Genomic DNA, 13,773 nt, shown 5'->3' with positions numbered 1-13,773 from the left:
GCTTTCGGCGGCACCCTCGCGGACCCGCTCGGCGATGCCGGCAAGGGCAGCGGCGGAAAGCTGCAGCCGTCCGGCATGACCGGAAGCATTGCCGGCAAAGCTGCGGGATGCGCCGGCGAGCGATTGCGTTGCGGCTTCCGCCTTCGCATTGCGTTCGGCGATCGCTGCAAATTCCGTCTGGAGGTTGTCGAGTGCTGCGTTCAGCGCGGCGGCAATGTCGGCGTGAGCGCCATCGACCGGTGCGCGCTGCGTCAGGTCGCGGGCCGACAGGCCTTCAATGACATCGCTGAAGATGCGGGCGACGTCCGCCTCGCCTTCGGCACGCTGATCGGCGAGCTCCCGTTGCTGGGTGGAGCGCAGTGCGTTGAAGCGCAGCGAGACGGCGATTTCCGTATCGACCATGACGATGCGGATGATCGCTGTCATCAGGTCCGTGATCTCACGGGCGCGGCGTTTGGCCGAAGGCAGTACCGGACGGCCGGCAAGCTCGTCGGCCAGACCGGAAATCACGTGTTCCAGCATGACGCCGTGGCCCGCCACGTGCCAGCGGGGATCAAGGCCGATCTTCATTTCGGTATCAGAGAGAACCTTGACGCGCTCTGCATAGAGGCTGTCGAAACGCGCATCCGTCAGCACATCCCAGTGCGAGGATTGCAGGTCGTGCAGGCGCTCGATCTGGCGTTCGCTTTCGAAATTGCTGGCTGCGTCCGGGAAGGACTGGAAGCGATGGAAGAGATCGCGCAGGCCGGCCTTCAGATAGGCTTCGAGAGCGGGCCTGTTGCGGCGGACCATCTCACACTGGTCGGGATCGAGCCCGGCAAAGCGCAGGCGGTCGCGCAGGCTGCCTGCCTGTGCTCCACGAGCCTGATCTGATGGCATATCCTGCCTCAACGCCTGTCCCCAACCAATTTCCGGGCGAACCCGGCCAAAAACTTTCGCAGCTTCCGATGAATGCCATACGCGGAGACGGTCTTCGCCACCGGTCGCAACCGGGGGGCTGAAGCCTCCTGCTCAGCAATTCTGTTTCGGAGCTGCCTGAAGAAGATGGATACCGGATCAACCCGGTACGGCGGTACGGCGTCATGCCTGGTGGGAACGAGTGCATCTTCCCATTCCGACGTGTAACCCAATGTTTATGGTTAATTCCTTGCTTGAAGGTTAATAACCCATTCCTGCCGGCAGCTTTTGAAACAATTAGGCAGACTTCACATAGTAAATACTGGCGGGGAGTTGCATCGCTGCTACAAGGCACACGCAAGCTTTATGTTATAGACCCGTTTTATAGAGCCTGACATGATGTCAACAAGGAAAGAGAAATGATAGTTCTCGGAATGGGTTCCTGCCTGATCGCAATCACGATCGCCGCAGCCGTTGCCCTCCTCGATGTGATCGCGGCGCACCGCGGCAACCGCACGCTTCGCGTCTTCTAAGAGGCCACCGCGCCCAAAGTCTCCCCTTTACCTTTCCCGTTGGCAGCCCGGCACCGTTGGTGTATCGACACGCGCTCCTGTGTCAGCGGAAGTCAGTAATTCATGTCAGCTCGGACCGGCCTCTTCATCATTCTGGCGTTTACGATCTTCCGCATCGTGACACTGCATTTCGATAGGACGGATCTGTTCGTCGACGAGGCGCAATACTGGTTCTGGTCGCAGAATCTCGATTTTGGCTACTATTCCAAGCCGCCGATGATCGCATGGGTGCTCAGGATCTTCACCGAGCTTGCGGGCTCCAGCGACATCTATTGGCTGCGACTTCCCGGCCCCCTCTTCCATATGGCCACCGCGCTATTACTGATGAAAACGGCGAAGCGCTTCATCGGGCCCGAGATCGAAGGCTGGGTCGGCGCGACTTACATAACGCTGCCGGCCGTTGCCCTTTCCTCCGTGTTCTTTTCCACCGACGTCGTCCTGCTCTTCTTTATCGCGGTTGCGTTGTTTGCCTATTTCGAACTGACGCAACGCCGTTCGGTCGGGCTGGCGCTTCTCATGGGGTTGGGTGTCGGGCTTGCCTTCCTGTCGAAATATGCAGTGCTTTTCCTTGTCCCGGGTGGAGCGATCGCGCTGCTGTTCATTCCGGCTGCGCGGATTTCGCTGCGCGATTTCATTATCGCCGTCGTCACTTCGGCGGTTATCGCTTTCCCGAACCTCTGGTGGAACCTTCAGAACAACAATACGACAGTGCGCCACACGCAGGATATTGCCCATTGGAGCGATCTCGGCATCAATCTTCGCGGCGGGCTGGAGTTCTTTTCCGCGCAGTTCGGCGTCGTCGGTCCGATCGTCTTCTTCGCTATGCTCTGGGCCGTCTGGAACATGATCCGCGGCAACAGCGAGCCGCGTGAGAAGATACTCGTCTGGCTCTCGATCCCGGTCGTGCTACTCATTACGCTGCAGGCGACCGTCGCCAAAGCCTATGCCAACTGGGGGGTCACAGCCTATGTGGCGGGCATTGTGCTGGCTGTCTGGCTGCTTCACCGCCTGTGGCCGAAAGGTCTTAAAACCTCGCTCTGGATCAATGGCGTCACCTGCCTTCTTTTCCCCTTCGCAACGATCTTCTCGCATCAGCTGGTTCTGCCCAACGGCAAGGAGGTCATGCAGCGTTACCTCGGCCGGGCAGAAGTGAGCAGCGCCGCTGCCGATCTTGCGGCACAAGCCGGCGCCGGCATCATCGTCACCGATAACAGGGACATGGTCGCCGATCTCTTCCATACACTGCGCGATACTCCCTACAAGATCTATGCCCGTCCGCCAGCCGACCTGCCGGACAGCTATTACGAACAGGAATTCGCCTTACCGGCCGATACCGGCGGGCAGGTTCTGTTCCTAACAGTCAAACCGCTGAGCTGCGCCGACGAAACGCCGGAAATGCTGAAAAGCTGGCAGCCAGAAAAAGGCAACTACAAGGGCGATACGATCTACGTCTACAAGGTCGGCGCGGCCTGCTTGATGCAGCCATAAAGCCGTTCAGTTCACGGGGTCGGGCAGGCAGAGGCCGGTTCCACCGCCTTCCAATTCGACAAATCTCACGCCGCCCTCCTCGAAGGCGAGGCGCAGCTGCGCTTCCGTCGCACGATGGATTTCGTGATGCCGGCCTTCATAATCCCGGATCGTGCTGCGGGAGACGGCCGCCTTCTCGGCGAGATCCGTCTGGGTCCAATCGAGCAGCCCACGAGCCGCGCGGCACAAAGCCGGCGTCAGAATTGTCTCTTTTGCGCCTTGACCCATAATCCTAAACCACCCATATTGGTCAATATAGATCATATATGTCATATTCTGAACGGGATTTCCAGATCGGGAGAGAGCGATGCCACACGATACGCCTTTGATTTCGACGATCGTCGGGGGGCTCGTGCTGGCGTTTATCCTCGGTGCGATAGCCAATCGCCTGCGCCTGCCACCACTTGTCGGATATCTTGTCGCAGGCGTTCTCGTCGGTCCGCATACGCCGGGTTTCGTTGCAGATCAGAGCCTTGCGCCTGAGCTTGCGGAAATTGGCGTCATCCTGCTGATGTTCGGCGTCGGCCTGCATTTCTCCCTGAAGGATCTGCTTTCGGTGCGCGGCATTGCGGTGCCGGGCGCTGTCGTGCAGATCGGCTTTGCCACGCTGCTCGGCTGGGGTCTCGGCGCTTTCATGGGATGGCCGACCGGCGGCAGCCTAGTCTTCGGTCTCGCGCTTTCCGTCGCTTCCACCGTGGTACTGCTGAAAGCCCTGCAAGAACGGCGTCTCGTCGAGACCGAGCGTGGGCGCATCGCGGTCGGCTGGCTCATTGTCGAAGACCTCGCCATGGTGCTTGCGCTGGTACTCATCCCGGCAGCTGCCAGCATCACCGGCGATGGTCATGGCCCGGTCGAACCGCTTTCGGCAGGCTTGAACCGGCTTTTCGGTCTCGATCTTGGCGTCGGCGGCATCATCGCCATGACGCTGGTCAAGGTGGCGCTGTTCGTCGCCCTCATGCTCGTCTTCGGCCGCAAGCTCATCCCCTGGACCATGCACCGCATCGCTCATACCGGCTCGCGCGAACTCTTCCGCCTCGGCGTGCTGGCGATCGCCCTCGGCGTTGCCTTCGGCGCGTCCAAGCTTTTCGGCGTGTCGCTGGCGCTGGGCGCCTTCTTTGCCGGCATGGTTCTCGCCGAGAGCGAGCTCAGCCATCGCGCCGCCCAGGAAAGCTTGCCGCTTCGCGATGCCTTCGCCGTACTTTTCTTCGTCTCCGTCGGCATGCTTTTCGATCCGAACATCCTGATCGAGCGGCCGCTGCCTGTGCTTGCGACCGTCTTTATCATCGTGATCGGCAAGTCTGTCGCCGCCTTCCTGATCGTGCTCCTTTTCAGAAAACCAATCAGTACGGCGCTGACAATCTCGGCGAGCCTCGGGCAGATCGGCGAATTCTCCTTCATTCTCGCTGCCCTCGGCGTCGATCTCGGCCTGCTGCCAGAAGAAGGCCGCGACCTGATCCTTGCCGGGGCGATCATCTCAATCATCATCAATCCGCTGCTATTCTTCCTCTGCGACCGTGCACGGCCGTTCCTGGAAAGCCCGAAGCGCGAAGAGCCGGCCACCGAAGCTGCGCCGGCCGCTGAGCCTTCGCCCGCACCGGAAGCGCCTGAGGCAGACAGTGACGACGTCCGTCCGACAGTGCTGAACCGCCATGCGATCCTTGTCGGCTACGGCCGCGTCGGCAGCATCGTCGGCCAGAACCTCAAATCTTCGGGCACGCCCTTCCTCGTCATCGAGGATTCGGACAAGCGCATTGCCGAACTGCGAAGCCAGGGCATCGAGGTGCTTTCCGGCAATGCCGTCAGCCGCGAAACGCTGGATCTTGCCAATATCGCCGGCGCCCGCAGTCTTGTTATCGCCATTCCAAACGCATTCGAGGCCTGCAGTATCGCCGAGCAGGGCCGCACCATCAATCCGTCGATCCTGATCGTTGCACGCGCCCATTCCGACGCCGAGGTGGATGAACTGCAGCAATATGGCGCCGATACCGTGATCATGGGAGAACGGGAAATTGCGCTTGGCATGGTTGACCGGCTCGCCCAAGTGCATCATGACAGTGCACCCTATGAAGACGGGCTTGCGACTGGTACAATCGCGCCCACGGTGGAGCCCCCGCCGGAAAAAGAATGAGAGATTGCCGCACCTTTGAGCCGATTTGGGAGTGAAATCGCCGAGACAGGGGAGATGGAGCTGGATCAGCGCCGTCTGGCAAGTCGTATTGCCGCCTCCGTCGTCGTTGCGATTGTCGCCTATCTCGGCCTGCTCTTCGGCGGCAATATCATTATCGGCCCGTCCGCGGCGGCAAACAGCCTTTCTTCCTCCAGCAGGGATTCGCAGCAGACGCAAGTTACGGCGCGCGACGCCATTCGCGGCCTGCTGATCAGTGATCGCAAGGTTTCACCGAAACAATCGCTCCAGGATTCCGGCCCGGCGGCCTTTGCCGTTGTTCCCGCACTGCAATTTGCCAACTGGCGCGCCGCTRCGCCGGCGCCTGAATTCGAAGCCCCGCTCCGCCCCGCGGCAACCTGGGCTCATCAGCCCCGCGCACCGCCGCAGGCTGCCTGAATTACGCGCCTACGGGCACTTCTGATCCATAGACATGCCGCAGCGCGGTTGCGCCGGCCCAAGCATTATCCAAGGACTTAAAACATGCGCAATTCACCATGGCTGGTGTTCACCTATACGGTGATCATCGTGCTCGGTCTGTTGATCGCCCTGCCGAACGCACTGCCCCCGAGCGTCTTGCAGCGCGTGCCCTCCTGGCTGCCGCACAGTCAGGTTTCCCTMGGTCTCGACCTTCGCGGCGGTTCGCACCTCGTTCTCGAGGTCGATGAGGCCGACCTGACCAAGGAGCGCCTGAACTCGATGCTGCAGGATGCACGTCGCGTGCTGCGCGAAAAGAACATCCAGCCGAAGTCGGTCGTGCGCAACAACAACAACATCGTTGTTTCGCTTGCCGACCCGTCGCAGAGCGACGCAGCCGTCACAGAGCTTCGCACACTCGGCAATGTGATTGCCAGCGGTATCAGCGCCGGCCAGTCCGACCTTGCAGTTACGGCCAACGGCGGCAACATCACCATCGGCTTCTCGCCGGCCGGTATCTCCACCAATGTGGACAATGCCGTCCAGCAGAGCCTTGAAGTCATCCGCCAGCGCGTCGACCAGGTCGGCGTTGCCGAGCCGACGATCCAGCGCATCGGCGCCAACCGCATTCTCGTCCAGCTTCCGGGTGCGCAGGATCCCTCCCGCCTTCGCGAACTTCTCGGCTCCACCGCCAAGATGTCCTTCCACATGCTCGCCCCGAACGGCCAGGCCGGCCCGGGCGTGACGATCATGAAGGATGATGAGGGCAACTCCTATCCGGTTCTCGACCGCGTCGAGATTTCCGGCGACCGCCTCTCGGATGCCCGCGTGAGCTTCGACCAGAGCCAGCAGCCGGTCGTCACCTTCCGCTTCGACAGCGCAGGCGCCACCCGCTTTGCCGATATCACCCGCCAGAATGTCGGCAATCCCTTCGCGATCGTCCTCGATGACAAAGTGCTGAGCGCGCCTGTCATCCGCGAGCCGATCACCGGCGGTTCGGGCCAGATTTCCGGCAATTTCTCGACCGACACGGCAAATACGCTGGCCGCCATGCTGCGGGCCGGCGCCCTGCCCGCCAAGCTGACGGTCATCGAAGAGCGCACCGTCGGCGCCGACCTCGGCGCGGATGCGATCCGCATGGGTCTTTATGCCGGCATCGTCGGCTTCGCACTCGTCGCCGCCTTCATCTTCGTGCTCTACGGTACGTGGGGTATTCTGGCGAACACCGCGCTTCTCATCCACACGATCCTGACCTTCTCGGCACTGACGCTTGTCGGCGCGACACTGACGCTGCCCGGCATCGCCGGCGTCGTGCTCGGCATCGGCCTTGCGGTCGACGCGAACGTCCTGATCAACGAGCGCATCCGTGAAGAAACGCGCAAGGGCAAGAGCGCCTTTGCGGCCATCGACACCGGCTTCCGCCGCGCCTATTCGACCATTATCGATGGCAACATGACGGCGCTGATCGCCGCCGCCGTCCTCTTCTGGTTCGGCTCCGGCCCTGTTCGCGGCTTTGCCGTGACCATGGCGCTCGGCCTGATCATCTCGATGTTCACCTCGGTCGCCTTCGTGCGCGTCACGATGATCGAGATCACCCGCCGCCGGAAGATGAAGGTGCTGAACATCAAGCCGCTGTTCCCCTTCTTCAGCCCTTACGACAAGCATATCCAGTTCATGAAGGCGCGCTTCTTTGGCGTGAGCGTCTCCGCGCTGCTGTCGATCGCCTCGATCGCCCTCTTCGTCTATCCGGGCCTCAACTACGGCGTCGACTTCCGTGGCGGTATCCAGATGTCGGTGAAGACGCAGGACGCTGCCGATCTCGGCCGCTTCCGCGAGGAACTGAACGGCCTCGGCCTCGGCGAAGTCGCCCTGCAGTCCTTCGGCGACAACAACACCATGCTGGTGCGTGCGCAGAGGCAGGAAGGTGGCGAAGAGGCACAGACCGCTGCCGTCACCAAGCTCAAGGCCGAGATCGTCAAGATCGACCCGTCGGCGACCGTCACCGGCACCGACGTCATCGGTCCGAAGGTCAGCGGCGAACTCGCCTGGGCAGGTATCCTGTCCGTCGTGATCGCCAGCCTCGCGATGCTGTTCTACATCTGGTACCGTTTCGAATGGCCCTTCGCCGTCGGCGCAATCGTCACCCTTGTGCTCGACGTGACGAAGGTCATCGGCTTCTTCGCGCTGACGGGTCTCGACTTCAACCTGACGGCAATTGCGGCGATCCTGACGCTGGTCGGCTACTCGGTGAACGACAAGGTCGTCGTCTACGACCGCATGCGTGAAAACATGCGCCTCTACAAGTCGATGCCGCTACGCGAGATCATCGACAAGTCGATCAACGAGACGCTGGCACGAAGCCTCTACACCAATGCGACGGCCTTCCTCTCGCTCCTGCCGATGGCGATCTGGGGCGGCAGCGCCGTTGAAAGCTTCGCCATTCCGATGGCCTTCGGCATTCTCGTCGCCGCTGCATCGTCGGTCTTCATCGCAGCGCCGATCCTGCTCTTCCTCGGCGACTGGCGCCGCCGCCATGCCAAGGCAGTCGCGGCTTCCAACGATGCAGCCGTGGAAATCATTCCGCCGGACGCAGGCCAGCCGCGCAAGACGGCGGGCTAAAAAGTCGACATTTAACGTGGACTTGAAGAGGGCGCCGGTTGCACAGCCGGCGCCCTCTTTCTATGTTCGGTTCAAAGAGATCGGGAGCACCGCCACATGTCTTCCAGCCCGACGGCGAAAAAGCCGGAAACCGGTTCCACTGGGGATCAGGAGGAGCGTATCAAACGCTTCCTCGCGACCGCCTCGCACGACCTGCAATCGCCGCTTCGCCACATCGCCATGTATGCGGAAATGCTGCTCGACGATCTGGAACCGATGCTGGACAGCGAGCAGCTGCAGAGCCTCAAGACGATCATGGACAAGGCCCAGACGGCACAGCGGCTCACCAAGGCGTTGATGAGCCTTGCTGGAACGCCTCCCCAGATCACCATCGGCGACGCGCACCTCACCGACATTGCGCGGGATGCCTGGAAACAGGTGCTCGGTGAATTTCCTGGCAGCGGCGTGACACTCGATGCGGACAATCTACCCATTATCCGCAGTGATGCCGCACTTCTGACCATTGTTCTGAAGCACCTCTTCGCCAATGCCCTGACTTATCAGGGCGCTCCAACACCGCATGTCGCCGTGACGGCCGCAAGGGAAAGTGCGGACTGGCGCATCATCGTGGCCGACAATGGCTKCGGCATCGAGCCGGCCTATCAGGAGAAGATCTTCGATGCCTTCTGGAAGCTGCCGAAAGCCGGCAGCGTACCCGGACCGGGACTGGGTCTGACGACCACCCGCGAACTACTCGGCGCGCTTGGCGGTGATATCAGGCTCGAACATTCCGACGAGAACGGCAGCCGATTTGCGATCCGCCTGCCAGCCTGAGAGTCAGATGCTGTAATCGTCCTTCCAGAAATCCGGCACGTCATAAGTCACGTATTCACGGATGATGTGCTGCAGGGTTTGCACGTCGATCTCATCCTTGCCGATACGGAAATCGACGCCGTAATCGGGGAATTCCTGGAAATAATTGCCTGATATATCGGTCGAGATGACGCCGATCGGGCCGGTGTAACCGATGCCCCTGAGTTCGGGCACGGTCTCGCGAAAATCTGCATTCGGCAGCAGGCGGTTGTCGAGAAGAACGAGATCGAAGCGGGCAGCCTTCACCTTGTCCAGCGCATCGCCTATCGACTGGGAATATTCGACATCGACACGCGGTTCGGAGAGATCGGCGATCTTTTTCTTGAGCGAACGAAATTCGATGAACTCGTCATCGACGAACAATACCTTCACCGCATTCCTGCGCGTTGCTTCCGCACTMATCGTTTCATCTTCCCCCGACATGAAACCGGCTCACGAAACCAGACCGTTTCGCATCGCAATCGCCACCATATGAACGCGGTTGACGGCATCGAGTTTGCGGACTGCGGACGTAATATGCGAATTGACCGTGTGCTCCGAAAGGCCAAGGATAATGGCGATCTCCGCGGAGGTCTTGCCTTCACTCGTCCATTTTACGATTTCGGTTTCGCGCTGCGTGAGGCGACCCGACATTTCCTGCGTCAGGATTTCCTCATACAGCTTGTCGAAGATGCGCATGGCATCGAGCAGAATATCCGCCACCGCGCCCTGGTCCGGCTCCTGACGCTGGCCGCTGAGCACCAGGCAGTAACGCCGCCCCTCCGGCGTGAACAGCGGAATGAAAAGGAATGTGTTGCCGCTGAATTCATTAAAGACGAGGTCTGACGGATAGCCTTCTATCGCCGTACTCTTTCCATGCACCGGCGTCGTCAAAAACTGCGCCGTCCGCGCTTTGGCTGTTCCCAGCGCCTCCTTGAGTGTCTTAACAAAGAGGCTCATGCGCCTTTCAGCGACATTGGTGATGAGAACCTCGCGTTCGCCGAAAGGAGCAGCTGCTTCCGAGATGCGCGCCAGGGTAAAATTGTCGAAATTGTAATGCTGCGCGGCCGCCTTCAGCAGGCGAAAAAAATCCGTGCGGTTGATGGCCCGGCTAAGTTCCGGACCGGCATGAAAGGGAACTGCGGCAGCACTGGTCATTCCCACTCTTCTTCCTCCCCCAATTCTCATTCCGCCGATCCCGAAATCTTGGGATATACGTCTTAAACGCGAACAGCTACAAAAAGTGCGAGACAGTTGATGATCGATAGCGAAACGGGGACTTTCGATATCGCAGGCGGAAACATCTCAACTACAGGTGATGCACAGGACAGTTTACTCGAATAGTAGCTCTTACCTAGGTATCCCAATCTCTCCGCATTCAACATCCATGAATGCGGAAGACAGTGCCAGAAGTAAGCGCGGGAGAGTCGGTCGGCCCATCAGCTAAGGGGTTGGCTGGMGTTCGTGGCGGCGAACACGGATCGGTCGGCTCTCTCAGCGCTTTTGTTTTTCTTCTCTTCGGTTGCATCTTGAAATGCACCGCCAGGCTTGTCAATTGTGCATTGCTGCATGCACCCGGCACTTTGCGCACAGTCTCGTTGCATTTTCCACAATCACCGGTTGCTGATGATGCCGGCAAGATCCAGTGGCTTCTCAAGGTAGAAATCGGCACCGGCAGCAAGTGCCCGTTCACGGTCCTCGACCGCGTCCGAACCACTGCAGACGCCGAGCCGCATCGCGGAAAAGCGGTCGTCCCGCCGCAGTCGCGCGATCAGTTCGCTGCCGCTGTCGAGCGGCATGTAGAGATCGGCGATCAGTATATCCGGCACGCCTTCGCCTTCTTCCAGGCGCTTCTCAAGCGCCTCGAATGCAGCCGGTGCGGTGGAAAAGCAGAATAGATCAACATGTACCTGCTGTTTCTTTCGGATATAGTCGAGATAGAAGAGGTCATCCCGGCTATCATCGATGTAAAACAAGGTCGGCATCTGGCGCCACAATCCGGATATTGTTTCTGATGTCCTGCACTGTCCTTCACTGGGACAGTAACGCCACTTCACTAAAATTCGATATCAACCTTCACGGATTTGCTGTCGAAAAAGCATGTTTTGCGCAACAATCTGCCTATTGAGTATTCGGCGATTTCGGAAAAGATGGCTCGCAAACAAGGACATGGCGAAGAGGTGTTGCAGGTGCGGGATGCCGCTGTAGCGGGACGGAACGGGACGGAAAGCGTACGCTATCGCGCGGTCGCGCTCGTCGTCGGCTGCCTGCTGGTCTTGCTCGGCCTGACGGCGCTGACCGGGTGGCTGCTCGAAGTCGGGGTGATCATCTCGATCGTGCCTGGCTTTCCGTCCATGGCATTCAATACCGCCATCTGTTTCGTGCTGTCGGGTATCGGACTGGCCACGTCGATGGAGACAGGCAGGCGCTACCAAATAGTGCCTGTCATGACTTGCAGCCTTGCCACCCTGCTTTCCGCGATCCGCCTGATGGAGATCATCACGCTCGGCCGCACGATACATAATGTCGATGTGTTCCTGACGCAGTTTTTCATTTCTCCAACCTTTGCCGAGCAGATCGGCGGCGGCATGGGGCCGAATACGGCACTGATCTTCCTGATATCAAATCTTTCCATTCTTTTTGCCCTCTATGGGAGGCAGCCGCGCGGTCAGCTCGTACAGGAACTCACCAGCTATATCGCGATCACGCTCGGCATGATCGCGCTTGCCGGATACATCACCGATGCCGAACAGGGATATCGCTGGGGTCCCTATGCCGCCATGGCCCTGCCTACGGCCATCGGCCTGGTGGCTTTCGGCGGCGGGCTTCTCGCCAGATCCTGGTGGATGTTGCCAACCAACAGGGCACAGATCCCCCTCTGGATACCGGCAACGATCTGTTTTACCGGCATCATCGTCGATCTCTATACACCGCTCGGCGTGGCAAACGGTATTCTCTATGTCCCACTCGTGCTGACAGCGCTCTGGTTCGGCAATCGTAACGCGCCGATCTTCTTCGCTTTCGTCTGTACAGTCCTGATCCTGCTCGGCTTTTTCGCCGTCACCCATGCTGAGAACGAATACTGGCGGGAAGCCGCCAACCGCTCGATCACGGCAGCGACGCTCTGGCTGGTTGCCATTTTCGTCTTCTATTTCATGCGTAACAGCCAGCATCTGGAAACCGAGCGCATCCGCTTCAGCGCGCTGGTCCGCAATACGCCTGACGCCGTGATCGCCATCGACGAGGTGGGGCGGATCATGAGCTTCAATCCGGCCGCCGAGACCATGTTCGGCTACACACCAAAGGAAGCGACCGGCAACAACATCAAGATACTGATGCCGGAACCCTACCATTCCGAACATGACGCCTATCTCGGCAATTACCGGCGCACCGGCGAGGAACGCATCATCGGCACGACGCGCATGGTCTCCGGCCGGCGCAAGAACGGCGTGGTCTTCCCGATCGACCTCTCGGTCAGCGTTGTCATCACCGGCTCGAGCAAGACCTTCGTCGGCGTCGTGCGCGATATCAGCGAGCGCGTGCGCCAGGAAGAGCGGATGAAGACGACGCTTTCCCAACTCGAGGAATATACGGCCGATCTCGAGCGCTCCAACCACGATCTCGACGAGTTCGCCTATATCGCCTCGCACGATCTCAAGGAACCGCTGCGCGGCCTGCACAATCATTCGCGTTTCCTGCTGGAAGATTATGAAGACAAGCTCGACGAAGACGGCGTGCGCCGGCTCAACCGGCTGGTTCGCCTTAGCCAGCGCATGGAAAAGCTCGTCAACGATCTCCTCTATTTTTCGCGAATCGGTCGCCAGCAGCTCGCCGTCAAGCGCACCGACATCGGTTCGATCGTCCGCGACGTTGTTGCCACCATGGAGCTATTTCTGGAAGAKCGGCATGCGAAGGTCGTCATCGACGGCGTACTGCCGGAGGTCGTCTGCGATGCACCGCGCCTGACCGAGGTGTTCCGCAACCTCGTCACCAATGCCATCAAATATAACGACAAGCCCGTGCCTCTCGTCAGCGTCGGCTACCTGGAACGCTATGTCGGCAAGGACGGGACGCTGGCCCGCCATGTCTTTTACGTGAAGGACAACGGCAAGGGCATACCCCAAGAATTCCACGAGGATATTTTCCGCATTTTCAAACGGCTTGAAAAATCGCAAGATTCCGAGGATGGCACCGGCGCAGGGCTCACCTTTGTGCGCAAGATCATCGGGCGTCACAATGGTGAGGTATGGCTGGAGTCAGAAGTCGGCATCGGCACGACGTTTTATTTTACCTTGGGAAGGAAGCGCGAGGACCAGAATGCAGCAGCGTGACATGCAACCGATCCTCATCGTCGAGGACAGCGAGGACGATTTCGAAGCGACGATGCGCGCCTTCAAGCGTACCAATCTGCGCAATCCGATCCGCTGGGCTGCCTCCGGGCAGGAAGCGCTCGATGTGCTCGCCACGATGGCACCGAAGCCTGGCCTCATCCTGCTAGACCTCAACATGCCGGGCCTCGACGGGCGCAAGACGCTGGAGGCAATCAAGTCCAACGCACATTGGCGCAAGATCCCTGTCGTGATCCTTACGACATCGGACGACGAACGCGACATCGAGGGTTGCTATGCGCTCGGCGCCAATACCTATGTACAGAAGCCCGTCGATCTCGACGGGCTGTTCGCCGCCATCCAGCGGCTCAAGGAATRCTGGTTCGAAATCGCAATCCTGCCTTTAGAGGGCTGAAGT

Annotated in this window: 12 protein-coding genes; 7 read left to right on the top strand and 5 right to left on the bottom strand. The window is 59.8% G+C overall.

What is annotated here, in order from left to right:
- On the bottom strand, positions 1-879 hold an 879-nt coding region (locus tag AC1DNW_RS21720), incomplete at its 3' end, for a protoglobin family protein (protein ID WP_477854303.1).
- 653 nt (positions 880-1,532) lie between these two features.
- Between AC1DNW_RS21720 and AC1DNW_RS21715 the strand changes: the two genes are divergently transcribed.
- Entirely contained in the window at positions 1,533-2,957 is a 1,425-nt protein-coding gene (locus AC1DNW_RS21715) for a glycosyltransferase family 39 protein (RefSeq protein ID WP_113306940.1), read from the top strand.
- 6 nt (positions 2,958-2,963) lie between these two features.
- On the opposite strand, the gene AC1DNW_RS21710 is transcribed toward AC1DNW_RS21715, so the two are convergent.
- On the bottom strand, positions 2,964-3,269 hold the full coding sequence (locus AC1DNW_RS21710; protein WP_113298541.1) for a helix-turn-helix domain-containing protein: 306 nt from the start codon (positions 3,267-3,269) through the stop codon (positions 2,964-2,966).
- A gap of 34 nt (positions 3,270-3,303) precedes the next feature.
- On the opposite strand from AC1DNW_RS21710, the gene ybaL reads away from it, so the two are divergent.
- The 4 genes from ybaL (at position 3,304) to AC1DNW_RS21690 (ending at position 9,009) form a co-directional block, all read left to right on the top strand.
- Entirely contained in the window at positions 3,304-5,124 is a 1,821-nt protein-coding gene (gene ybaL / locus AC1DNW_RS21705) for a YbaL family putative K(+) efflux transporter (protein ID WP_113306941.1), read from the top strand.
- Between the two features lie 54 nt (positions 5,125-5,178).
- The gene (locus AC1DNW_RS21700) at positions 5,179-5,559 is read left to right on the top strand and encodes a hypothetical protein (protein WP_477854302.1); all 381 of its coding nucleotides are present in this window, start codon (positions 5,179-5,181) and stop codon (positions 5,557-5,559) included.
- Positions 5,560-5,643: 84 nt separating this feature from the next.
- A complete protein-coding gene (secD, locus tag AC1DNW_RS21695) occupies positions 5,644-8,196 on the top strand; it encodes a protein translocase subunit SecD (RefSeq protein WP_113298538.1) in 2,553 nt (850 codons plus the stop codon).
- 96 nt (positions 8,197-8,292) lie between these two features.
- On the top strand, positions 8,293-9,009 hold the full coding sequence (locus tag AC1DNW_RS21690) for a sensor histidine kinase (protein WP_477854301.1): 717 nt from the start codon (positions 8,293-8,295) through the stop codon (positions 9,007-9,009).
- Between the two features lie 3 nt (positions 9,010-9,012).
- Here the strand turns inward: AC1DNW_RS21690 and AC1DNW_RS21685 are convergent, their stop codons facing one another.
- The 3 genes from AC1DNW_RS21685 to AC1DNW_RS21675 all read right to left on the bottom strand — a co-directional run bounded on the left by AC1DNW_RS21685 (position 9,013) and on the right by AC1DNW_RS21675 (position 11,012).
- Positions 9,013-9,471, bottom strand: a complete 459-nt coding sequence (locus AC1DNW_RS21685; RefSeq protein ID WP_477854300.1) for a response regulator — start codon at positions 9,469-9,471, stop codon at positions 9,013-9,015.
- Positions 9,472-9,480: 9 nt separating this feature from the next.
- Positions 9,481-10,185 (bottom strand): helix-turn-helix transcriptional regulator, encoded by a 705-nt coding sequence (locus tag AC1DNW_RS21680; protein WP_113306945.1) that lies wholly within the window; start codon positions 10,183-10,185, stop codon positions 9,481-9,483.
- A 455-nt stretch (positions 10,186-10,640) separates the two neighbouring features.
- Positions 10,641-11,012, bottom strand: a complete 372-nt coding sequence (locus AC1DNW_RS21675) for a response regulator (RefSeq protein ID WP_113306946.1) — start codon at positions 11,010-11,012, stop codon at positions 10,641-10,643.
- Between the two features lie 165 nt (positions 11,013-11,177).
- Here AC1DNW_RS21675 and AC1DNW_RS21670 point away from each other — a divergent pair, with 165 nt between their 5' ends.
- Positions 11,178-13,358, top strand: a complete 2,181-nt coding sequence (locus AC1DNW_RS21670) for a sensor histidine kinase (RefSeq protein ID WP_477854299.1) — start codon at positions 11,178-11,180, stop codon at positions 13,356-13,358.
- On the top strand, positions 13,345-13,770 hold the full coding sequence (locus AC1DNW_RS21665; RefSeq protein ID WP_477854298.1) for a response regulator: 426 nt from the start codon (positions 13,345-13,347) through the stop codon (positions 13,768-13,770). Before AC1DNW_RS21670 ends, AC1DNW_RS21665 begins: the two co-directional genes overlap by 14 nt.
- The last annotated feature ends 3 nt before the right edge of the window (positions 13,771-13,773 follow it).

Source organism: Rhizobium sp. 05L429 (genome assembly GCF_056397645.1).
Note: the sequence above shows the minus strand (reverse complement) of the source record. Positions and strands in the feature narration are given on the sequence as shown.

What these genes read in the sequence shown, in the direction of transcription:
- AC1DNW_RS21715 (WP_113306940.1), top strand. Translation starts at nt 1,533, where the DNA reads ATGTCAGCTCGGACCGGCCTCTTCATCATTCTGGCGTTTACGATCTTC.
- AC1DNW_RS21710 (WP_113298541.1), bottom strand. Translation starts at nt 3,269, where the DNA reads ATGACATATATGATCTATATTGACCAATATGGGTGGTTTAGGATTATG.
- ybaL (WP_113306941.1), top strand. Translation starts at nt 3,304, where the DNA reads ATGCCACACGATACGCCTTTGATTTCGACGATCGTCGGGGGGCTCGTG.
- AC1DNW_RS21680 (WP_113306945.1), bottom strand. Translation starts at nt 10,185, where the DNA reads ATGACCAGTGCTGCCGCAGTTCCCTTTCATGCCGGTCCGGAACTTAGC.
- AC1DNW_RS21675 (WP_113306946.1), bottom strand. Translation starts at nt 11,012, where the DNA reads ATGCCGACCTTGTTTTACATCGATGATAGCCGGGATGACCTCTTCTAT.